A 23791-nucleotide genomic window follows, 5' to 3' on the forward strand; every position below is an offset into this window, starting at 1 on the left:
ATTAGAAGTCCTCCTTCCCGATCGTTCCTGCGATTTCTTCTTTTAACTCACTCATAATCTTCTCGTATTCGGTCTCGATATTCTCAACTGCCGTATACTTGTAACGGCCGATTCTCTCTCTAACGTCCATCACCAGAAGCTTTTTCATGGATGCACCTTTCGCAAGCGCTTCATTTGCCTGATCGTAGAATGCAAGCACCAGTTTCATCATCAGATACTGTTTCCGAAGCGGGGTGTAAGTATCCACTTCATGGAAGGAGTTCTGATGCAGAAAGTCCTCACGAATCGATCTTGCAGCTTCCATTTTCAGACGGTCAGACGGTGATAATGCATCCATACCTACCATCTGAACGATTTCTTCCAAAGCCGCCTCTTCGGTCAAAAGGCTCATCATTCTCTGTCGGTCGCTCATCCAGTCTTCTGCAACCACACTATTAAACCAGCCCTGCATATTGTCAAGATACAAAGAGTAACTGGTCAGCCAGTTAATTGCCGGGAAATGTCTCTTATAAGCCAACGCAGAATCCAGTCCCCAGAATACTTTTACGATTCGAAGCGTTGCCTGAGATACCGGTTCTGAAGTATCACCACCCGGAGGAGATACCGCTCCGATAACGGATAAGGAACCTTCTCTTGCATCTTTTCCAAGAGACTGCACACGTCCGGCTCTCTCGTAAAATTCTGCCAGACGAGAGCCTAAGTATGCCGGATAACCTTCCTCACCAGGCATTTCTTCCAAACGACCGGACATCTCTCTAAGCGCCTCTGCCCATCGAGAGGTGGAATCTGCCATAAGCGCTACGGAATATCCCATATCACGGAAATATTCTGCAATCGTAATACCTGTATAAATAGACGCCTCACGTGCTGCGAACGGCATATCTGAAGTATTGGCAATCAACACCGTTCTTTCCATCAAAGAACGGCCTGTTTTTGGATCCTTCAATTCCGGAAATTCATTTAGAACGTCCGTCATCTCATTTCCACGTTCTCCGCATCCAATATAAACCACGATGTCTGCTTCTGCCCATTTTGCAAGCTGATGCTGAATCACCGTCTTACCACTTCCGAACGGTCCCGGAACAGCTGCCACTCCGCCCTTTGCAATCGGGAAGAAGGTATCAACGACACGCTGTCCCGTTACAAGAGGCGCATCAAGCGGCAACTTCTTCACATATGGACGGCCTTTACGAACCGGCCATTTCTGCATCATCGTCAATTCTTTGTCCCCATCTTTTGTGGAAACGACTGCCACCACTTCTTCTACCGTAAATTCACCGGCTTTGAGTTCCTTCACCGTACCAGCCACACCGTACGGTACCATAATTTTCTGTTCCACAACAGCGGTTTCCTGAACGGTACCAAGCACATCTCCTGCTTCTACTTCATCTCCAACCTTTGCCACCGGAACAAATTCCCATTTTTTATCTCGCTTCAGAGATGCAACCTCAACTCCACGCTGCAGGTTATTTCCTGAAATCTTCATAATATCGTCAAGCGGACGCTGAATTCCATCATAAATGCTTGTGATAAGGCCTGGTCCCAGCTCTACGGACATTGGCGCCCCAGTGGATTCCACCGGTTCTCCCGGTCCCAGTCCTGATGTCTCTTCATATACCTGAATAGACGCCTCGTCACCGTGCATCTCAATGATCTCTCCGATCAGACGTTTGTCGCTGACACGTACAACGTCGGACATGTTCGCGTCGCGCATTCCGGACGCAATTACCAGCGGTCCTGCTACTTTTTTAATTGTACCTGTACTACTCATAACGGACAAATCACACTCCTTACTTTTTATTTTCTTATGCCATCTTTCGGCTTAGTCATCACCAAACAGAATATCAGAGCCGACTGCCACTTCTACAGACTTCTTAACGCCTGCAATTCCTGCGCCGGTATTTCCTGCGATTCCCGGTATCTGAATGATTGCCGGTATCACCTGATCCTGATACTTTGCTGCTTCTTGTTTCAATTCCGCCATCCAGGCTTCTGTAATATAAATAATTCCATATCCTTCCGCCGCAAGCCTATGAAGCAATTCTGCGGCTTCTTCATGGGCAGTTACCGGAAACGTATCAAGCCCCAGAGCAGCGAAGCCGTAGATGCTGTCATAATCCCCAATGACTGCTATCCTATACATACATCTCCCTTACCCTTTCCCGGATGGACTCTTCCGGTAAATCGTTTTGTTTACCAGAAAGGATGATCCGTACCGTTTTAATCTCGTTCTGTCTTGCAATTACATAGGCAATGACCGGCCCTATCGTAAATGCATTGTATTTCTGCGGACTAATCGTCTCAATAATACGGTTGTCACACCAGCGCTCAAATGCAGATGCTGATTCCGCCAACGCTTCCGCTCCTTCTACATAGGCTGTTCCGCGCAGGTAGTCACAGATTGCATCCATCCCGCTAAGAGCGGCTTTTGAAAGCTGATCTACGCTGATGCTGTCACATTCCGCCATCGCCCGCTGCATAAATTCTATTGATTTTGCGGTCTTCTGTGATCGCACGGCAATCTTGATATCCGCCACCGCTACCGTAGACTCTGCATAGTCTCGGATAATCGGCTCCCCGGATACTTTCCCGGCTTCATACACCGCTTCAAGCGCCGCTTTGTCGATAATCACATCGCACAACTGACCGTCTCCGGTCTGAAGCAGTTTCTCATAAGCTTCTTCCGCTGCATGCTGCATCTGCGCCGGAAGCTTGCCGAAGTTCTTCTCCTGTATAATTTCCAGCATCTCTTTTCCGGGGATCTTGACATCCTCATAGAAAATATGCCGGTTCTTCTCCTGCGTACACACCGCCTTAATTGCCGCCTTCAGATTGTGAAACAGTTTCGGATAGGACAATACATCAAAGTTTTCCATTCCAATGGACAACTCCTGTACCACTTCCCAGATTTTCTCTTCTTCTCTGGTCAGTATAGCTTCCGCATTTCCGGCTGTCTCACTGTCTCCCCAGCCCTTTTCTTCCAGAAACTGGAGACACTGCCTGTAATCCTGGCAGGCAATCAGCTGATCGATGGTACTATTGGAGAACAGAGAAACTTCCAGAGCCCTGATTCGTGCGACCGCATAGGTATATTCTTCACTCATGGGCGCCTCCTACAAAAATAATAATCGATGTACCATATCGGACAGTTCGTCTTTCTTCGCATCGAGCATTGCTCTTAGCGTACAGTTCTCTTCAATTCCGCCATAGGCAAGAACGAAGCCATTTTCAATCGACCTTCCCACTTTGGACAGTGTCAGCGTGCCGCCGTTTTCACGTGCCGCCTTCTGTATCTGTTCTTCATACCCGGAAGGCATTCTCTGCAGATCCTTTGCAGAAAAGAAAATTTCCCCATCCTCCGGCAGCATGTACCTTACAAGAATTTTCAGCAGCATGGCAAAATATTCTTCCTCTTCCATGCCGGAAAGTTTCTCATATGCCTTGTCAAGAACTTCTGCAATCACTTCCTGCTTTGCCGCAAGAAGTTTCGTCCGTCTCTGTAAATCAATGGACGATGCCGTCCGTTCCTGATAACGCTGCACATCTGCTTCCGATTTTCTGGAAATGCTTTCGCGCTTCTTTTCGGCCTCTTCCTTGGCGAGGTTTATCATTTCTTCCGCCTGCCTTTTAGCTTCCGCAACCTTTCCATCCGCCGCGGCCTTCGCTTCATTCAGGATCTGACTTTTCATCTTATCTAATCCAGTCATAGCCCTCGCACTCCTTTTCTTTTCCTGATTTTTAAACCTGAATTGCTGTTACAGACAGAATAGAAATCAGGAGCGCCAGGATTGCATATGTCTCAACCATTGCAGGGAACAGCATTGCTTTACCGAACTGATCCGGTTTCTTAGCAACGATGCCGATTGCCGCTGCGGAAGTCTTTCCCTGATGCTTTCCGGAAATAAGACCCACAATACCAATCGGAAGACATGCAGCTAAAATCAGAAGTCCTGTCTGCGGATCAATCTGTGCTGCGCCGCCGCCAAGAAGACCAATTTTAGAAAGTGTCAAGAATCCAACCAGCAGACCGTAGATCCCCTGTGTACCAGGCAGAAGCTGCATAATCAAAACCTTTGCGAACTTACTTGGATCCTCTGTTACAACGCCTGCTGCCGCCTGACCTGCGATTCCTACACCGATTGCAGATCCTGCTCCTGCAAGAAATACTGCTATTGCTGCACCTAATAATGCATATACAAGACCTAAATTATCCCAAATACTCATAATATGTTTTCCTCCTTAAACATGTTGTTTCTAAAGCTTTATTCTGCATTTTCGCTTTCCTGAATGGTTACGTATTTTGTATCAGATTCAAATGGCTCGAATGGTTTTCCACCGCCTTCGTAGAATTTTCCAAAGAATTCCACAAACTGAAGACGGTTGGTGTGGACATATGCGCCCAGCAGGTTAATTGCCAGATTCATTGCATGACCGATAATAAATACCACGATGAACAAGATCACGCCTGCCACACTCTTTCCAAGCATACTTCCCATCTGATTAACAACGGATGCAATAACTCCGGTTGCCAGCCCCAGCGCCAGCAAACGAGAATAAGACAGCACATCACTTAACCATCCCGTAATGTTATAAATATCATACGCTCCTAACGCAAGTCTTAACGCCGGATTCTTGTTCGCCCTTCCTGACATCAACAAAAGTCCAACCGCTCCGCCGATTGCCAGTACCTTTGCCGCCACATTGACCGCTGGTGGGAATGTAATCTGCGCCTGCGCGATGGATGCAAAAATCTCTGACGGAATCAGCATTAACAAAAGTCCGATCAGAAATGCATACCAAAGAACTACATCGCAGAAGAAATCCAGAATCTTTCCTGCCTTAATTTCCATATATCCTTTGATTCCCAGACCTACAAACAAGTGAATCACACCGAATGCCATTGAATAAATCAAAAGCTTCATTGGATCATTAAGCGGTGCAAACCACAACGGCTTGATTGTTACCGGATGTCCGAAAAATGTCTTAGACACAACATCCACCACATCGCCGAAATATCCGCCGAACAGAATGCCCCACACCATGGTGGAGACTCCGCAAAACATGAACATTTTCAAAGATTCATGCATCCCCTTGCTCATCCGCGGGAATTTCTTTAATGCAATCAGACAGCCGATTGCAATAATCGCGCCATAAGCCGCATCAGACAACATCATTCCAAAGAAAAACACATAAAAGAATGACATAATCGTCGTCGGGTCAAATTCACCTTTGTGCGGCAGACCATAGGAAGCAACCACACTTTCCACACTTGATGAAAAACTATTGTTCTTTAATAACGTTGGCGGTTCTTCATCTTCCTTTAAATCTTCTACATCTACTGCGCAGTCATACCGATCTCCAATCGCTTTCTGAATCGCCGGTACGGCCTTTGCCGGCACATAACCACTGATCACAAACGTTCGCTGCGACTGTGGAAGCGTACCAAGCACCTCATACTTTTCTGCCCGGATGCGATAGTAATCGCTGATCACTTTCAGCTTCTCCCGGTCCTCTTTATAGCCCCGGATCGCATCTTCCGTATCTGCAATCTCCGACTTTAGCTTTTGAATCTCTTCCTCAAGACTTTCTTTCGCCTCTTCCGGAATCATTCCGACACTCTGAGCTGGTCTGGAAAATCCACCGCTTCGTAAGACTTCCTCAACCTGTGCTTCTTCCTGCCTTAAACAAAAAACAGCCAGATAGGCCGCATCTCTGTCACTGCTGATGATCTGCACATCCACAGCTTCTATCTCCGGAGCTTTCGCTGCAATCTGCTCATATACAGATTCCAGGGTTGTTCCGCCCGGCATAGTTCCCAAAAGCATTGCCACTTTCTTCGTACCTTTCGCATCCATCGGTACATCAAGTGCAAGCCACGGACTAAGCGACTCGATCTGGTTCTCCAGTTTCAAAATACCAGCTTTTTTCTCTGCTATCTCTTTACTATATGTCACCAGCAAATCTGCCGTTTCAATCACAGTGTCCCGTTCGGAAACCACCTGATTAAACGCATCTTTTTCGACAAGTTTTTTGCCTTCCAGCGAGGACAACATCGACTTCTTTTCCGGTTCATACGTTTCCAAAACCGTCAATGCCGATTCTGCCAACTGCGCTTTTCTTTCAAAGCTTACTTTGGCTTCCATAGTGTCCATCTTCTCAAAGCCGTCGTCCACATCGGCGATCTGGTTCATCTCCATGATTCCCAGAGCCTGTATCTTTTCCAAGATAGCCTTACGGTCTTTTTTCAGCGCGCAGATACTTATTCGTTGCATCTGCAATACTGCCATAGCCACATCCCTCCTTTACCTGTTCAGCCTTCTTCAGACGAGAGCCTGCATTACCGCCTGGACTGCTTCTTTTTCTTTCCCAAGCGCTGCGTCCCGCATTGCTGCAATCTCTTGCTCCACTTCCACCGCTTTTTGCTTCGCCAGGTGGTCTGCAGCTTCTTTTGCCGCCGCAAGCGCCTCTTCCGCCTTTGCTTTTGCATCCATTTCCGCCTGTTCTTTCAATCCCATGGCTTCCACAGATGCCTGTTCAAGGATATCGGTACACTGTGCATCCGCTTTTTTTATCATTTCTTCAGCTTCATTTTCCGTCTCCTTGATGGTTTTAATGGTTTCTTCTACCATTTGTTCACCACCTCTCTTGTTGTTGAAAGTATCTGTAGTTAGAATTATAATATGCTTTTTCCAAAAAGTCTAGAAATTTATTGTTTCTTTATAGTTTCAGCCGCGTGTTGCACATATAATTAATTGAATAATCTCACAATTTCTTCTTATTATAAATAGGGGTTCTATTCCCAATTCAGTTCATGGAGATGCCCCTCCAAATTCATCCCTGCAAATTCATTCTGCCGAAGAGCTTCATAGAGAACAACCGCAACGGAATTTCCAAGATTCAGAGAACGGATCTCCCCCATCATCGGAATCCGCACACACGTATCCTTGTGATGAACCAGAATCTCTTCCGGAATACCGGCACTCTCTTTTCCAAACATAATATAGCAGTCCGGCTCATACTCCACTTCCGTATACACCTTCTGCGCCTTTGTCGTCGCCATATAAATCTTCGCACCCGGATTTCGTTCCAAAAAATCGTTATAATCAATATACGTCTGTACATTCAGATCTTTCCAGTAATCCATGCCTGCCCGTTTCAGGCTTTTTTCATCCAGCCGAAATCCCAGAGGCTCGATCAGATGAAGACGGGTATTGGTCGCCACGCAGGTGCGCCCGATATTTCCAGTATTTGCCGGAATCTCCGGCTCGTATAACACAATGTTCAGCATATTAATTCCTCCTCTTTTTATCTTTTGTGAATCCCTAACAGTTATACACTCTTTTTATATTCTTATACTCTTTTTCCTATACTCTTTTACACCAGATCTGTCTGATAAATCTTCCAAAGCTCATCAGGGGCCGGACGATCCAGATATCGAATCTCTTCTCCATTATGAATCAGCTTATCATGGCTGTCCGTAAGCGATCCAATGACGTTTGCTTTTCCTCCCGCCGCAAGAATCTGCTCCGCCAGTCCTTCTGCGTCTTCAGAAACTATCAAAAAACTTCCCACAGACGATAACTGATACGGATTCAGGCGAAAATACTCACACACTTCCACCGTCTCCTGCAAAATAGAAAACGCTTTCATATTCATATCGAGTCCTAATTTTGTTTCTTTAGAAAGATTCCAAAGTGCTGCAAGGATCCCGCCTGATCCAATCTGTCTAACGAAAGATACCTTTTCCCCTTCTTTCGTCTTCAATAATCCCGCCGCTTCCAACACGCTCTTTGCAAAGAGTTCCTTCTGATAGGACAAAATTTGTTTCATAAAAGACGGTGAAAACCAGCCGCTAAGCTCCTGCTTCCGTTCTTCTGCTGCCTGAAGCATCCCACTCATCCCAAGCCATCCAGTCTGCACAATTCCCCATCCTGGCAAAATCTCCGGTCTGCTTCCTTCATCTGTAATTCCGGTTCCCGTCACAATCACTTCCGGTACGGTTACCACCGCTGCCGTTATGCCTTCTTCCTCTTCTAAGCAAATCCCATACTCCTGACACGTCTCCTGCAAAAGCTTCATCATCCCATTTCGCCGGGACTTGTACACATAGGGCGGCACACATACTGACGCTTTCACGCTGATGTCCGTCACCCCTTCTGCCCATAATGTATTGACGGCGGCAGCCAGGGCATACAGTCCAGTATTCTTGGACTGCCCATATGCTACCGCCGTGTCAGTTACAATTTTTCTTCCTTGTATCTCTTTTTTCATCCTCTTCCTCCTGTCACTGCGCAGATCCTGTCGCTGCTGCGCCACTTGCGTCTTCCTGGTTCTGGTTCGATGCTCCGCCCGCACTTTGGCTTCCCATAGCCTGTGCCTGAGTGATCGCCGCTGCAATCTTCGCCTGATCCTGTGTTACAAGAGCTTCCCTTACCAGTGCAGATGCCGCTGCATTTTCGGACGCTGTTCCCACTTCGACCACCTGATCACTTCTTGCGTATGTACTCTGATTGATCACCTCACGGCTGACTTCCTGTCCATCCTTATAGATCACCTTCCACAGCTGTGCCGTTTTACCTGTATGAGGACTTCCACTGTATTTCATGCTTCCAAGCGGCGCCTGCGGATTTTCCTGATAGACACTTCCCGCCTCCGCCGTTGTCAGCGTCTCGCTTTCAAACTTGATTGTTCTTCCTTTTTCTCTGGTATCCTTTCCGTAAATAACAAATTTCATCTGATTTGCCGCGTCAATCTCCGCCAGAATGCAAACTGGCGCATCGTAATTATTCTTAAACCGAAAGTCCAAAAGCCCGGTCGCAATCGCCGCATCTCTGGACGGTTCTACATAATTAACCAGCATAGAATGCGGGTGGCGTTCTACCACTTCCAGCTCTGCAAGAAGCACTGCATTATAAAGGGTAGTCGATACCTGACAGATTCCTCCGCCAAAAGAATCTACCACCTGTCCGTTCTCATAGGAACCCGCTTCTACATAGCCATGCTCCGCATCATAAGGTCCGGTCTCCTGATATACGGAAATCTCTTCTCCCGGCATCAAAACCGTTCCATTTAAACGGTCTACACCATTTTTAAGATTCTGCCAGCGCTGCCCGCCTCCGGCATCGGTAGAAAAGCTGCCCAGTTCATCTTTGACGTCTTTCAAATCTTTTGCCATTACCTTCGGAAATTCTTCTTTCAGCACCAGTTCAACCGAGGTTTTTTTATGTATCCACTCGTTGTTTAAATAAGACTCCATCTGAGCGATGGACTTCTTAATGTCTATCGTCCTGCCTGTTTTCTCCGGCTGAATTTCCAGCGTCTCTCCCTTTTTCGTAAGCGCCGCATCCACCGCATGCGTACTAAGAGGGATTGCCTGTTCCTTGATCACTGCTTTAGCCATCTTATCATCCAACTCCAGGACTTCTTCTAATACCTTCTTTTCTTTCTCCAGCCTTCGAATGTTCCAGAACCTGCTCCACAAGCTTCCTTTGCTGCCATACTCCACCGCATGCTGGACCTGCTTGTCGAGATCTTTATACTTAAGACCCAATTCTCCCCAGGAAGTTTCCACGGATTGATCTTCGACTTTCAGCGTCACCTTCTCCTGCTGATCCTCCGCCAAATGCTTCTTCAGCGCCTCTTTCACTTCCTTTTGATTCATTCCGGAAACATTCACACTGCCGATATAAATATTCGATCCCACTTCCTTTTCCGAATACCTTGACACATAGCGATACATGGCAGCCATTATAACAATCGCCGCCACTGCAGCCCCTAACGCTGTCAGCTTCAGAACAAGCAGCCGCCGTTTACGCCGTTTCATCTCTAGCTTCCGGCTCGTACTCTTGTGCTTTATCTTTCTTTTCCTGGCTTCCTTTCCTCTCTCTTTTCCCATCGGCTTTCCCTTTAAATAATTTCTTTTTGCTGCATCGGCTTCATCCGTCAACCTTATACCAGATACGGAATCACCATCGTCGCGATCATTGCTGCAATAACTAAAAGAATGATAATCGCCACGATCCTCTTCGTCTTCTTATTGTTAAAATTCATTTGTTTTCCTTCCTTGCATCCTGCCTTTTTGTATTTTCCTACATTTTATACTCTTTGCGTTTTTTTTGCAAGAAACAATCCCGATACTTCACAGGTCCTTGCCCGGTGATCAAGAGGGCTTCTTTCCAGATAATCAAACAGAATGTATCTGTCCTCTTCCGCAAAATATTCTATATGTGTCATCTTGCGCATTTGATTGCGGTCATAAGACGTGTAAGCCGGCAGATACCGGTGCTCCTTTTCTTCGCTTTCATAAAAGGCTCGAAGCGCCTCTTTCTCCACCGGGTACTCTCCTGCAAAGGAAGGTCTCGTCTTTGCATTTTCACGCAGGTAATAATCATACGTAAGCCGCTCCCGGTAAATCTCCACCTTCTCTAGAAGAACTTTCCGAATAAAGGACAGCAAAATCTCATATCGGCTGCTCCGCTTGTGCTGTACGCCCAAAAGGCCGTTCATTTCATAGAAATGCCACAGATCTTCATACATCGCAAATGCCGATGGGAATTCTTCTGCCAACGCTTCTAACGTGTCTGTAAACTGTCCACTGTTATAGTATACTTCCACCATCTCTTCCACGCCTTTCAAAAGAATCACATCCTCATAGGACAGCCACTTTGTATAAAGTACCTCATAGGGTGGATCTGATTTGTGTACCAATCCATAATCCGACTGCTTTTCCTCCATATAGGAACCTTTGAGCACCTTCAAAAATCCAAGCTGCAGCTGCTCTGGGCGAAGTCTGTACACCTCGTCAAAAGAACGGGAAAAACTTTCTATATCTTCATAAGGAAGTCCCGCAATCAGATCCAAATGCTGGTGGATATTTCCGCCGGATTTGATCCTCTCAACCACTCCCTTAACCTTCTCAAAATCCATCGTCCGTCGGATAGCGCAAATTGTATCAGGATTGGTGGACTGAATTCCGATCTCCAGCTGTACCAGCCCCGGCCGCATATTTCCAAGCAATTCCAATTCTTCTTCATTTAATAAATCTGCTGCTATCTCAAAATGGAAATTCGTAATCCCCCGGTCATGTTCCTTTATATACTGCCAAATTGCCAATGCATGTTCATGGCGGCAGTTGAACGTACGATCCACAAATTTCACCTGTGGAACCTCCTGATCAATAAAAAACTGAAGTTCCCTCTTTACCAGTTCCAAATCCCGGAACCGAAGCCGCTTGTCCACCGATGAAAGACAGTAACTGCAGGAAAACGGACACCCCCTGCTGCTCTCATAATAAATAATCTTATTCCGAAATTTTTCCATGTCTTTATAAACAAAAGGAATGCAACTCAAATCCATCACTGGCCGCCATGGATTTTCTATAATCTTCTCCGTTGCCTCTTCTGCGCCGTCAAGATCTCCCTGTGTAGGCTCCCGTCGGAACGTAATTCCATCTATCTTCAAAAGCTTACAATCTGCTTCTTCCCAATCATTCCAATCCTTTTGATAAATCCGGCAAAGCTGTGCGAACGTTTCTTCTCCTTCTCCCTTCATCACACCTTTTACCGCCGGAAGTCTCTCAAGAACTGCCGCCGCATCATAGGACACTTCCGGCCCTCCCAGCCAGATAGGAAGATGGGGACAAAGTTTTGCTATTTCCCGAACTAAAGTCTCAACATATTCCATATTCCATATATAGCAGGAAAAGCACAATACATCCGGCTTCCTAAGATAAAGATCCCGAAGGATCTCATCTTTTTGCTGATTAATCGTATACTCTGCCAATTCCACTTCTTCCACATCCGCATATGCCTTTAAACTGTAGATGGCAAGGTTGGAATGGATATATTTTGCATTCACTGCCGCCAGTAATATCTTCATAATTCTTAATCCTCTTTTTTCCGTTGTATTTACTTCTTATTTTCCGACCGTGTTTCCGCCAAACTTTCCCGCTGCCGGTTGACATTTCTGCGAAAATACAGTAAAATAAAGTCTCGTGCAGCCGGGGTGTTAGCGGTACCTTGAACCTGCAATCCGCTATAGCAGGGGTGATATTGCGCAGAGGGCATGGCTTTGCAGAGCTGCCCTTGAAAAGTGGCGTTGAGGCCTGGGTCTTACGCGACGGAAATCTGTGAACCGTGTCAGGTCGGGAACGAAGCAGCACTAAGCAGAATCTTCCGGGTGCCGTAAGGGTGCCTGGACTGAGTTAACTGTCAAGGTAACGTCTGGGTGGTCATGTTCGAAGCGCAATGCACGTTTTAAATTGCTTTCATTTAAGAAACCGTCTTCGGTTTCTTTTTCTTTTCCCGCAATTCTTTGAAAAACTGCTTCATCATATGACTGCATTCCTCTTCTAAAACACCCGTCTCTAATTCCACTTGATGATTGAACTCCGACATCTGAAGAAGATTCAATATCGAACCTGCACATCCTGCCTTAGGGCTCATACAGCCTACGACCACGCGGGTCATACGAGACTGTACAATCGCACCGGAACACATCTGACAAGGTTCTAACGTCACATACATGGTGCACTCTTCCAGCCGCCAATCATCCATCTTTTTACTCGCCTTCTTAATCGCAATCAGCTCCGCATGGGCAAGTGTATTCTTGTCGATCGTCCGACGATTGTACCCGCGCCCGATAATTTTATCCTGATATACAATCACGCACCCAATCGGGACCTCGCCCAGGGCATATGCCTTCTTCGCCTGCCGAATGGCTTCTTTCATGTATTTTTCATCTTTTTTATCCATCCGTCTTATTCTCCATCCCTCTTATTTCCCATACTCTGTTCCATCAGCGTATCTGGTCTTCTCTTTACTCTGCGGCACCAATAGCCAAATTCTTCCTCTTCTTCGGATGAGGCGTCCGTATCCTTCCTATAAATAAATTCCGGAAATCCCATTGCTTCTGCCGCCCTTGCTTCCTGTGGATGATAAACTCCGGGAACACCAAGCCACAGCTGATCCTTGTATTCCAAGAATGCTAAATGGCGGTAATTATAACAGCCATGAAGAAGGAAACTATTGTTGGCCAGTTTCCATTCACATCTGGGAAGCCTTGCCAAATCTCTGCGCTGAATTTTGACACAATGAATCCTGCTCAGATTCTCTTCCTGCTCTGGTTCTATCTCTCGTTCGACAACATCCTCCTGCTCAGGCTCTATCTCCCGTTCGCCAATTTCTTCCTGCTCTGGTTCCATCTCCTGCCTAGCAGATTCTTCCGGCTCTGGTTCTGTCTCCTGCCTGGCAGGTTCCGCCTGCTCTGGCTCTTCCTCCTGTACGACGGCTTCCGTCTGCTGCGGCTCTTCCTGACAAATTCTCATCGTTTCCACATGCGCCGGCTGATCGTCCCATACCGCAGCATATCTGCGCCCCGCTTCACTTAACAGAACAATGCCTCGGATTTTTTCAAAATTTTCCGTTTTCCCGGTATCTTCTTTCGTATAGTAAAGGCGGTAATTAATGGCAGGGTCTACATTTTCTGCTGTCCCCTGCCATATTCCTATGCATTCTTCATTTTCTTCATAGAAAAGGTAAAGGTTCAGGCGATTTTCTCCCTGCATGTGCAGTCCTTTTCCATGAATATGCACCGAACACTCGCCTTCTCCTTGTTCCACCTTTACAAATCCTACATTTCTAAGCTTTTTCCCTTGATCATATTCGTATAAATAGCGGATCCATCGTTTCAATTTTCCACACTCGATTCTGGATTATTTACCATCATCTTATTCTTCCAATGCAGAAAATATACCACTATACAATTGCTTTCAGTTCCTGGTAGAGGCGTTTTGCAAAACCGTCCGTCATACCGCAGATATAATCTGTCACCAGCAAAATTCGCAGATACAACCTTTCTGCCTCAGACTTTCCTTCTGCATGGTAATGATATGCCTTCTTATAATTGCTGGAAATAAACAGAATCATCCGTTCGTCAATAGAATTAAGATGCGCTTCCCGATCATCGTATTTGATTGCCGCTGTTACGAAACGCTCCAACAAATGATCCAGCATCACTGCCTCCTGCACTTCCATTCGGTAAATGGTCTCGGATGTAAACACCTCGCGATACGCCAAATCCCCCAGTAAATCCATTAATTGCTCTGCGAATGTCTGGTGAAACAAATCATGCCTGTATGTTCCTTCCATAATCGCACTATAATTGGAAGTAAACCCATATGTTGCGCAGTTGATCAGGAATCCCTGCACTCGGACAATCCAGTTCTTCACTGCATACTCTTCCGGATGCCCAAGATGACGCTCTTTCGCCACCTGATACAACTCTTTCAGCTTATCTGCCGGCAGAAATGTATTCTTCTCTCCGGTGAGATACCGTTCTTGCAATTCCTGCAATTCTTCCAAAAGTTGGTGAAAGCTAAGAAAGCCTTTTATAAATGCATCTTCAATATCCGCAGTCTTATAAGCGATATCATCCGCTGCCTCTAGGATATATGTCAAAGGATGTCTGGATCCGCAAGTCCCAGTCTCCTTACTGATCTCTTCATAAAGCTCTGCATCCGCCAGATAATATCCCAGCTTCTTATCCTTAATATTTCCAGATTTTGTATTGATTTCTAAAGATGAAACCGGATATTTCACGATCGTACTGAGTAATGCATACGTCAGATTCATACCATTTTCATCGACCAGATAATGAAGCTTGCTTACCAACCGAAGCGCCTGAGCGTTGCCTTCAAAATGGTACAGATCTTCCCGCATTTGCGGCGTCAAAATCTGATCCACCGGCTGTCCGTGATAAGTCAGACGAGACAGATTCCGCTCAAACCATTCTCGAATTGCACATTCTCCAAAATGTCCAAACGGCGGATTTCCAATATCATGGATCAATCCCGCACATTGAAGAATGCTACAAATATCTTCCTTCATCTGAGGCGTGAAACTCAAATCTTTCTTATAAACCAATATATTTTCACCAATATTCTGCCCCAAAGACTTTGCAAACGAAGACACTTCCAACGAATGGGTCAGCCTGGTTCTAATAAAATCGCTCTTATCTAAAGGAAATACCTGTGTCTTATCCTGAAGACGCCGAAACGATGCGCTTCCTATAATACGATGGTAGTCCTTCTCAAACTCACTTCTTAAATCGGAATTCTTTCCATACCGACCTTTTCCGGAACTGCTCCTTTGTCTCTTCGTCGATAACAATTGTTCCCAATACACTTGCTTCTCACCCGTTCTTCCACTCTAATCCAGATAAATCGGCGGCTCATAATCCTTGCCAAGAAGAGCCTTCTTGCGCTCTTGGTAACCCAGGAATGCCCACTCTGTCATATCGGTCCACGCATGTTCTGCACGGTCATATACCTGTACATATCCTATTCTTGTCGGATGCATCCGCACGCTGTTCGATTCATATTCTCTTCCGGTATACGGATTCACATCGCCGCGCTCTAAGTCTTCTTCTCCATCTGACACCAGGAATTCTTCAGCTTCTGCCTCACCACCAAAGGTTTCCTCATACTCTTCTCCATAAACACCGTACTCACCTTCTGGATAGAGTTCTTCTTCCCGCATCTCATCAAGATCCGCCTTATACCCTTCATCCAGCTCTGACTGTGGTCTTACCCGAAGTTCTTCCGGTTCTTCCTCCTGCGCATCTGCTGTTGTCGCAGAATCTACTTCTTCCTGTACCGGCTCTTTTACTTCCTCTGCTTCCTTCGCCGGCTTAGATACTTTTTTCTTTCTTCTGCGCAAATAGGACATCAGACCATGCAGTTTTTCCTCCGCCTTTTCTTCCTTCACCGGCTGCTCCGTCTCTTCTTCTGGCTTTTCTTCTGACTTCTCTTCCTGACCTGTCTCTTCTGCTTCTACTGGTTCCGCTTCCAGCTTTTCTTCCACTTCTACTGCCATTTCTGCTTCCGATTCTAGGTCTTCTGCCGATTCTTCTATCAGCTCCTCCTCGTAAACTGGCTCTTCCTCGTAAACTACCTCTTCTTCGTAAACCGGCTCTTCCTCGTAAACTACCTCTTCCTCATAAACTGGTTCTTCTTCGTAAACCGGCTCTTCCTCGTAAACCGGCTCTTCCTCGCAAACTACCTCTTCTTCGCAAACCGGCTCTTCCTCGCAAACTACCTCTTCTTCGTAAAAGACTTTCTCGCCCTCTTTTTCCAGTTCATCCAATTCCTCATGGATATCCACCAACTCTCCAATTGTAATCTCTCTCTCCGGAACGTAGACTTCCTCCTTTTTAGCTGCCTTTGCAGGTGCCGCCTGCTTTGCTTCCGCCTTTTCTTCTATATGATTATTCTCTGCCTGGGTTCCATCTTCCAGAATGGTTAAATGAAATGGACAACCAAGGATTTCCGCGATCATTCGCATATCCTGCTCCTGGAAGTTATCTCTTCCAAGTCTCTGCGTCAGGTTCTGCCGGGACATCTTCTTTCCCGTACTCGCCTCTATCTTCTCCGCCAACTCCTTAATTGTCATGCCTCTTCGGCTTAAGATAATTTTGACTTGCTCTCCAAATGTTAAATCCAGCATTGTATTTCCTCCTTATTCAATTAAATATACTCACCATTTAGGATTTATCTTGCTTTTTGTAAATCTTTTTGTTTCTTGATAAACCTAAGTTTTTCCCTTTCATTATTCTAACAAATACTTAAAAACACGTCAACCAGGTGCCTGAATTCTTAATATTTTTCTAAAATGTTCGGATATGCAGCTTTTCATCTATCTCCAAATCCGTTGTACACACAGCAATTTTCACTTCCTTTGGCCGAAATTCATACTCCTTGTAAACATAATTCTCCCCATATTCTTCTGGTTTTCGCAAGAGTACCGGCTGCATTTTTTCATTCCACCCAATCTCAAATGAGCGTGTATCTAATCCCATACCTCTTCTGGTCGCCTTCATAAAACTTTCTTTTAATACCCAATAACGGAAAAACCATTCTGCCTGCTCCGTCTTATGCCCGGCAATCCATTCATACTCCGCGGGACAAAAAAATCTTTTTGCCATGGGAAGCCGGATTTTACGAACCATTTCCAAATCACAGCCAATCTTGCAACCTCCATTCACCTGAACGATCTTATTACTCTCCCCCACCTGGTCACTTGAAACTTCCCGCTCACTGCATGCACACAACACATATTTCCCCGAATGGGACAGATTAAAAGCCGACGTTTCCTCCAACCCACGCTCTTTTTGCACCTTCTGCCAAAGCGCCCATGCGCCAACACTTCTTGCACGTCCTTTTGCATCTCGTATTCTCAGAGCCTTCTCCTGACGCCACAAAGGCAGTTCCCGAAAATATTTCTGATACGTTTCTTCTATTAATAAGGGGGCAATTTCCGCCAAATACACACGAACCATTCTCTTCCTCCTTCTTTCTTTTAATGCCCGTTACCACTGCATCTATCCCCTGTAAGTCTCACTTATTGTAATGCTTATTATTATAGAAGGAACGCCTTCCATTTACAAGTTTCCCATAAAAAAACGCCCGCCTCTTCACAAAAGAGACGAGCATGTTAAACCCTTTACCAGATTCCCAGCATATGCTGCATACTGAGACTGACCAGGGTAATTCCAACCCAGCAGGCCAATCCCATCAGAATTGGCTTTCCTCCGGTTTTTACTAATTTCACAATATTTGTATTCAGACCGATCGCCGCCATCGCCATCACAATGAAGAATTTTGACAGTTCTTTCAACGGCGCAAAAAATCCAATCGGAACTCCCGCTGTAACTGCAACTGTTGTAATCACAGACGCCCCCACGAAAAACAGAATAAAGAATGGAAACACCTGTTTCAAAGAAACTTTTCCCTGCTCATTTCCTTCCTCTTTCTTCGCTCTCATAAATGCAAGCACCAGTGTAATCGGAATAATCGCCAGTGTTCGGGTCAGTTTCACCGTAACCGCTTTATCAAGGGTAGCGCTTCCCAATCCGTACATACTATCCCAGGTAGATGCTGCCGCCGTAACAGAAGAAGTATCATTTACTGCTGTTCCTGCAAAAATACCAAACGCCTCTCCGGAAGTCTGAGAAAATCCAATCGCCGTTCCCAGCATCGGGAACACAATTGCCGCCAGTACATTAAAGAAAAAAATCACAGAAATCGCCTGCGCCACTTCTTCATCATCCGCATCAATAACCGGCGCTGTCGCAGCAATCGCAGATCCTCCACAGATAGAAGAACCAACGCCCACCAATGTGGATATCTTTCCCGGAATGTGCATAACTCTGTGTAAAACATATGCAATAATCAATGACGTAGCAATTGTAGATACAATAATAGGCAACGATTGTTTACCCGTCTGTAGAATCACCTGAAGATTCAATCCAAATCCAAGAAGCACCACCGCATATTGCAGAATTTTCTTAGATGTAAACTTAATTCCACTTTCAAGATTCGTCTTGTCTTTTATCAGCAATGTGATAACCATACCAACAATAATTGCAATTACCGGCCCGCCAATAATCGGAAATTTCTTTCCCAGCAAACTAGATGGCACCGCAATACACAAACACACTAAAATTCCCTTCCAATTCTTTTTCAAAAAATCCATATCTTCCTCCGTAAATACACTCCATTTGTCTCCTTATGCATCATAACACATCTCAATCATTAAGTAAAATTATTATAATTTATTTTTTGATAAGTTTATGTTATAATTCGTTTTATCGGGGACGGAGTTTTTTTCATTTGTACACGTCCCCAATTAAGAATCACCCTGTCCCTATTTGCTTATTTTTCCAAGGAGGTCTTATGTTAGATAATCGAACAATTACCTTTTTAACAGTTTGCGAGGAAATGAACTTTACTCGCGCCGCCGAGAAACTTCATATTTCACAGCCCGCGGTAACACAGCATATCCAATATATCGAAAGCTATTATCACGTAAAGCTTTTTCGTTTTATTGGGAAAAAGCTTTTACTAACCGATGCCGGCAAACTACTTCGAGATACTTTGACATCCATTCACAATAACGAAATCTATCTGAAAGAACAGCTTACTTATCTAACCGACCAAAGAAAGCCGCTGCACTTCGGAGCCACTTTAACCGTCGGTGAGTTTATGATTGCACAACCGCTTTCTCAATTCTTGCACAATTACGAAGCCGCCTCCATTACTGTAACTGTCGCTAACACAAACGAATTACTTCAAAAGCTGGATAATGGATCCATCGACTTTGCAATTTTAGAGGGGGATTATCCACATCATCTTTATCGCCATCTCCCCTATACTGTGGAAAACTTTATCCCTGTCTGCAGCCCCAATTACCAATTTACAACGTGCCCTCAGCGCTATCCCCTTACTCTGCATGACTTAATCGAAGAACGTCTTCTTCTTCGCGAAGAAGGTTCTGGCACAAGGATGATTCTTGAACAATCTCTGGCCTGCCACGAATTAAACCTTATTGATTTCCATAATATCATCACAATTGGAAACATGAACACTATCAAAGAGCTGGTACTTTCCGCCTGCGGCATCACCTTTTTATATGAAACTGCCGTAGAAAAGGAACTGCTCACAGGCCAGATCCAAAAAATAGAATTACAAGATTTTGATGTTCAGCACGAAATTTCTATTGTATGGAAAAAAGATAATCTTTTTGAAAAATCATTGTTTGAATTGTTTGCTCAACTCTTCGGAGACAGGGTCATTTCCAATTCGGGACAGGGTAAATTGTAGTTGGGGACGGAGTTTTTTTCATTTGTACACGTCCCCGACTACAATTGTTAACAATTAGTTCTCATTTTACTCACATTTTTATCACAGTTTTTGCATATACTATAATTGTTCAAACGAACAACACTTATAAATCTTTTTCATAACTTTTTCCTCAGGACTGCACTCCTCCCAAAACGCAGTCCTTTTTATGTCTATAATTATTAAAATTGTTAATTCGTTTAATTTTCAGCCAAAACAAATGCAGGATTACTGATGAAACTTGTAATCCTGCATTCTTCTTACAATTTGTTCTATATCCTTACAGTCTAACCGCAGTGATGTCCGCCACATTCATGATTTCCATGTCCGCCACAGTCGTGATCTCCGTGTCCATGTCCCTCTCCATGATGGCTGCACATCGTATCCGGATCATAATTCAACGTACCTGCCAGATAAGACTCTACCTGAGCATCCGCATCACCCTGAGCTCCTGGGAACAGCTTAATCCCAGCTTCTGCCAATGCATTTCTTGCGCCTCCGCCGATACCACCGCAGATCAGCACATCAACATTTCCCTCTGACAAAAATCCCGCCAACGCACCGTGTCCCTGTCCATTGGTGTCTACAACTTCACTTCCTACGATTTTCCCATCCTCTACCTCATACACTTTAAACTGTTCCGTATGTCCGAAATGCTGAAAAATCTGTCCATTTTCATAGGTTACTGCAATTTTCATATTCATTCTCTCCTTCTTTTTGCCGCCTTCTGCTGACGAATCTATTGCCACATACTCGCCGCCTTCAATCCGAAGTTCCAGCCCTTCCACCAGGAAACGCGCCAGTTTCTTCCTCGCCTCAGCATACAGCATCTGAACCGTACCGCGGCTGACCTCCATGGCTTTTGCGCATTCTTCCTGCGTATACGCCATATAGTCAATCAGGCGAATACATTCATATTCTTCCACCTTCATCACAATACTATGTCCCACCATCTTCCTTTGGTTTTCTGCTGCAAACCGGCAATATCCCGGCATTTTTAAGACTTTTTTCTTCTTTCCTGTTCTTGGCATCGTCAGCCTCCATTTATTGGCATATGTCAATTTATTTATATCTTACTCTTTTTATTTGCATATGTCAATATCGATTCCGCTTTTCTAAATATTCTACTTTTTCTGCCCTTTTAATTATTCAGTGGCGACAGCACAACCTCATTTGCCTCACGGCTCTTCTTCACGTCGATGATCCGTTGGTTCCTGCTTCCGCGGAAATGAAGGGTCACATCCTTCTGCGCCTCTACAAACCTTCCGTCCACTAAAACATCCAGATAGGACAGCATTTCCTCTGTTACATCCGTATACACCCTTCCTCCCGAAACCATATCTACATCATAAAGATAACCGGAATAGCACCAAATATCCTTCTCCGGATAGGTCTCCCTCACCCGGCGCAAGAGTTTTACCAACTCATGCTGATTCTCTGGCTCGAACGGTTCTCCTCCAAGCAGTGACAATCCCTGGATATATCCCGCTTTCAAAAGATTGATTATTGTTTCTTCTGTTTCTTCTGTATAGGGATTCCCATATTGAAAATCCCACGTCTCCTCATTAAAGCATCCTTTGCAATGATGTCTGCACCCGGATACGAATAGGCTCACTCTCACGCCTGGTCCGTTTGCAATATCACACTCTTTTATATTTCCGTAATTCATGGCATGTGCCTCCTTCCCCTAACAGGCCTCACGATATGGATTCAGGGTCTGCCTTCACCGGCAGACCCTGTTCCTCTTAGCTCTTACATTCTATCTCTTACAGTTTTCTTTATTTTGCTCTCTCTACAGATGCAGTACGCGATCCTTGATCTCCTGCGTACGTCCCTGATTCCAGAACTGTGTTCCGATGTAACCGCAAGTTCTGCGGGCTACAAACATCTTGTTCTGATCACGGTTTCCACAATTTGGGCACTCCCATACTAGCTTTCCAGACTCTTCTTCCTGAATCAGAATCTCTCCATCGTAACCACAGCATTCACAGTAGTCACTCTTCGTATTCAGCTCTGCATACATAATATTATCGTAAATGAACTTCATAACAGACAATACCGCCGGAATATTCTCCTGCATATTCGGAACCTCGATATAACTGATCGCTCCTCCCGGTGACAACTTCTGGAAATCTGCCTCAAACTTCAATTTCTTAAATGCATCGATTTCCTCTGCCACATGTACATGATAGCTGTTCGTAATATAATTTTTATCGGTAACCCCTTCAATCACGCCAAAACGCTTTTGGAGACATTTTGCAAACTTGTAAGTCGTAGACTCCATCGGTGTTCCATATACAGAATAGCTGATATTTTCTGCCGCCTTCCACTCTGCACACTTATCATTCAGACGCTGCATTACCTTCATCGCAAACGGACTTGCTTCTGGATCCGTATGGGATTTTCCAAGCATCCGCATACACATCTCATATAGGCCTGCATATCCAAGGGAAATCGTAGAATATCCTCCAAACAACAGCGGATCAATCTTCTCCCCTTTCTTCAGTCTTGCCAACGCTCCATACTGCCACAAAATCGGCGCCACATCAGAAATCGTTCCCAGAAGACGTTCATGGCGGCAGCGCAGTGCACGGTGGCAAAGCTCCAAACGCTCATCCAGAATCTCCCAGAACTTATCCATATCGCCTTCAGAAGAACAAGCAACATCCACCAAGTTAATCGTCACTACGCCCTGATTAAATCTTCCGTAGAACTTATGGCTTCCATCGGCATTTCTCTGAGAATCTTCTACCGTCAGGAAGGAACGGCATCCCATACACGGATATACTTCACCCTTCTTCAGTTCTTTCATAATCTTCGCAGAAATATAGTCCGGTACCAGTCTCTTTGCTGTACACTTTGCAGCTAATTCTGTCAGATACCAATACTTAGAACCTTCTGTAATATTATCTTCATCCAATACATAGATCAGCTTCGGGAACGCCGGAGTAATCCATACTCCCTTCTCATTCTTCACACCCTGCATTCTCTGTACCAGAACTTCCTCAATGATCAGTGCAAGGTCGTCTCTCGTCTGTCCTTCTTCCACTTCGTCCAGATACATGAACACCGTAACGAACGGTGCCTGACCGTTACAGGTCATCAACGTAATCAGCTGATATTGAATCGTCTGAATTCCACTTCTTACCTCTTCCCGAAGTCTGCGCTCTGTCACCTTATCGATGATAACCTCATCCATACTTTCACCGCATTCCTGTCTCTCTGCGATAACATTTCTTCTGATCTTCTTTCTGCTGATATCCACAAACGGCGCCAAATGTGCCAGTGTAAAGGACTGTCCTCCATACTGATTGCTTGCCACCTGTGCCACGATCTGAGTTGTGACATTACATGCAGTAAAGAAACTATGTGGTTTCTCGATCAAAGTCTCGCTGATAACGGTTCCATTCTGAAGCATATCTTCCAGGTTAATCAGATCACAGTTATGCTCTTTCTGTGCAAAATAATCAGAATCGTGGAAATGAATAATTCCTTCCTCATGCGCTTTCACAATCTCATCCGGAAGCAAAATACGTCTAGAAAGATCCTTGCTGACTTCTCCCGCCATATAATCTCGCTGCGTAGAGTTAATCACCGGATTCTTATTGGAGTTTTCCTGATTCACTTCCTCATTAATGTGTTCAATCAAAGACAAAATTCCGTTGTCCGTTGTATTGGATTTTCGATTCAATTCTCTTTTATAGCGATAGCGAACATACTTCTGCGCCACCTCATAGCCGCGCATCTCCATAATTCCGGTCTCTACCATGTCCTGAATGTCTTCTACATTCACTGCATGCATGATCTCGTTCACCTGATTCGCAATATTATCCGCAATTGCCATAATCTGATAATCGTTCATTCGGTGAAGCTTGTCTACTTCCTCATTTGCCTTTCTGATCGCGTTTATAATCTTACTCAGGTCAAACTCTACTTCTTCCCCGTTCCGCTTGATTACGCTTGTTTTCACTTCCATATCTGCACCATTCCCTCTCTTATTAGTTCTCTATACACACCATCTATACTAAATATAGGAGAAACTCATCCGTTTCCACACTACATCTTGGGCCAGTTACTATCATACAACAAAACATTCGATTTGGGAAGAGGGAATTT

At 45.0% G+C, this 23791-nt stretch carries 21 protein-coding genes and 1 other RNA gene; 2 read left to right on the forward strand and 20 right to left on the reverse strand.

The window, feature by feature from the left end:
• Position 1: 1 nt before the first annotated feature.
• From C0979_RS06320 to C0979_RS06370, 11 genes are all read right to left on the reverse strand, one after another.
• Positions 2-1771, reverse strand: a complete 1770-nt coding sequence (locus tag C0979_RS06320) for a V-type ATP synthase subunit A (RefSeq protein WP_101695175.1) — start codon at positions 1769-1771, stop codon at positions 2-4.
• Positions 1772-1822: 51 nt separating this feature from the next.
• Positions 1823-2143, reverse strand: a complete 321-nt coding sequence (locus tag C0979_RS06325) for a V-type ATP synthase subunit F (RefSeq protein WP_101695176.1) — start codon at positions 2141-2143, stop codon at positions 1823-1825.
• Positions 2136-3104, reverse strand: coding sequence for a V0D/AC39 family V-type ATPase subunit (locus C0979_RS06330; protein ID WP_101695177.1), 969 nt, complete (start codon positions 3102-3104; stop codon positions 2136-2138). Before C0979_RS06330 ends, C0979_RS06325 begins: the two co-directional genes overlap by 8 nt.
• Before the next feature lie 9 nt (positions 3105-3113).
• Complete coding sequence (locus C0979_RS06335; RefSeq protein ID WP_101695178.1) at positions 3114-3707, reverse strand: V-type ATP synthase subunit E; 594 nt, start codon at positions 3705-3707, stop codon at positions 3114-3116.
• Positions 3708-3738: 31 nt separating this feature from the next.
• Positions 3739-4224, reverse strand: coding sequence for a V-type ATP synthase subunit K (locus C0979_RS06340; RefSeq protein WP_101695179.1), 486 nt, complete (start codon positions 4222-4224; stop codon positions 3739-3741).
• 38 nt (positions 4225-4262) lie between these two features.
• Positions 4263-6287 carry a V-type ATP synthase subunit I gene (locus C0979_RS06345; RefSeq protein WP_101695180.1) on the reverse strand — a complete coding sequence of 675 codons (2025 nt, stop codon included), beginning with the start codon at positions 6285-6287 and terminating at the stop codon, positions 4263-4265.
• A 33-nt stretch (positions 6288-6320) separates the two neighbouring features.
• Positions 6321-6629, reverse strand: coding sequence for a hypothetical protein (locus C0979_RS06350; protein WP_101695181.1), 309 nt, complete (start codon positions 6627-6629; stop codon positions 6321-6323).
• A 164-nt stretch (positions 6630-6793) separates the two neighbouring features.
• On the reverse strand, positions 6794-7288 hold the full coding sequence (locus C0979_RS06355; protein WP_101695182.1) for a tRNA (cytidine(34)-2'-O)-methyltransferase: 495 nt from the start codon (positions 7286-7288) through the stop codon (positions 6794-6796).
• Positions 7289-7374: 86 nt separating this feature from the next.
• Entirely contained in the window at positions 7375-8271 is an 897-nt protein-coding gene (locus C0979_RS06360) for an AIR synthase-related protein (RefSeq protein ID WP_101695183.1), read from the reverse strand.
• A gap of 13 nt (positions 8272-8284) precedes the next feature.
• Positions 8285-9823: a VanW family protein gene (locus tag C0979_RS06365; RefSeq protein ID WP_242962657.1), complete on the reverse strand. Its 1539-nt coding sequence runs from the start codon at positions 9821-9823 to the stop codon at positions 8285-8287.
• A gap of 272 nt (positions 9824-10095) precedes the next feature.
• Positions 10096-11877, reverse strand: coding sequence for a B12-binding domain-containing radical SAM protein (locus C0979_RS06370; protein ID WP_101695184.1), 1782 nt, complete (start codon positions 11875-11877; stop codon positions 10096-10098).
• Between the two features lie 113 nt (positions 11878-11990).
• Here C0979_RS06370 and ffs point away from each other — a divergent pair.
• Positions 11991-12253, forward strand: an RNA gene (gene ffs / locus C0979_RS06375) — signal recognition particle sRNA large type.
• A 16-nt stretch (positions 12254-12269) separates the two neighbouring features.
• Here the strand turns inward: ffs and tadA are convergent.
• The 6 genes from tadA to C0979_RS06405 all read right to left on the reverse strand — a co-directional run bounded on the left by tadA (position 12270) and on the right by C0979_RS06405 (position 18530).
• Positions 12270-12752 (reverse strand): tRNA adenosine(34) deaminase TadA, encoded by a 483-nt coding sequence (gene tadA / locus C0979_RS06380; protein ID WP_101695185.1) that lies wholly within the window; start codon positions 12750-12752, stop codon positions 12270-12272.
• Between the two features lie 5 nt (positions 12753-12757).
• Positions 12758-13690 carry a hypothetical protein gene (locus tag C0979_RS06385; RefSeq protein WP_101695186.1) on the reverse strand — a complete coding sequence of 311 codons (933 nt, stop codon included), beginning with the start codon at positions 13688-13690 and terminating at the stop codon, positions 12758-12760.
• 64 nt (positions 13691-13754) lie between these two features.
• Positions 13755-15182, reverse strand: a complete 1428-nt coding sequence (locus C0979_RS06390; RefSeq protein WP_101695187.1) for a deoxyguanosinetriphosphate triphosphohydrolase — start codon at positions 15180-15182, stop codon at positions 13755-13757.
• Between the two features lie 24 nt (positions 15183-15206).
• Positions 15207-16502, reverse strand: a complete 1296-nt coding sequence (locus tag C0979_RS06395; protein WP_101695188.1) for a hypothetical protein — start codon at positions 16500-16502, stop codon at positions 15207-15209.
• Positions 16503-16662: 160 nt separating this feature from the next.
• Positions 16663-17334: a 4'-phosphopantetheinyl transferase family protein gene (locus tag C0979_RS06400; RefSeq protein ID WP_101695189.1), complete on the reverse strand. Its 672-nt coding sequence runs from the start codon at positions 17332-17334 to the stop codon at positions 16663-16665.
• Between the two features lie 164 nt (positions 17335-17498).
• Positions 17499-18530 carry a YeiH family protein gene (locus tag C0979_RS06405; protein WP_101695190.1) on the reverse strand — a complete coding sequence of 344 codons (1032 nt, stop codon included), beginning with the start codon at positions 18528-18530 and terminating at the stop codon, positions 17499-17501.
• A gap of 200 nt (positions 18531-18730) precedes the next feature.
• Here C0979_RS06405 and C0979_RS06410 point away from each other — a divergent pair, with 200 nt between their 5' ends.
• Positions 18731-19657: a LysR family transcriptional regulator gene (locus tag C0979_RS06410; RefSeq protein ID WP_101695191.1), complete on the forward strand. Its 927-nt coding sequence runs from the start codon at positions 18731-18733 to the stop codon at positions 19655-19657.
• A gap of 305 nt (positions 19658-19962) precedes the next feature.
• Here the strand turns inward: C0979_RS06410 and C0979_RS06415 are convergent, their stop codons facing one another.
• The 3 genes from C0979_RS06415 to nrdD all read right to left on the reverse strand — a co-directional run bounded on the left by C0979_RS06415 (position 19963) and on the right by nrdD (position 23651).
• Positions 19963-20706, reverse strand: a complete 744-nt coding sequence (locus tag C0979_RS06415; RefSeq protein WP_101695192.1) for a NifB/NifX family molybdenum-iron cluster-binding protein — start codon at positions 20704-20706, stop codon at positions 19963-19965.
• Between the two features lie 110 nt (positions 20707-20816).
• Entirely contained in the window at positions 20817-21344 is a 528-nt protein-coding gene (gene nrdG, locus C0979_RS06420) for an anaerobic ribonucleoside-triphosphate reductase activating protein (RefSeq protein WP_101695193.1), read from the reverse strand.
• A gap of 123 nt (positions 21345-21467) precedes the next feature.
• Positions 21468-23651 carry an anaerobic ribonucleoside-triphosphate reductase gene (nrdD, locus tag C0979_RS06425; protein ID WP_101695194.1) on the reverse strand — a complete coding sequence of 728 codons (2184 nt, stop codon included), beginning with the start codon at positions 23649-23651 and terminating at the stop codon, positions 21468-21470.
• Positions 23652-23791 lie beyond the last annotated feature (140 nt).

This window comes from Dorea phocaeensis, assembly GCF_900240315.1.
Lineage (GTDB): Bacteria > Bacillota > Clostridia > Lachnospirales > Lachnospiraceae > Dorea_B > Dorea_B phocaeensis.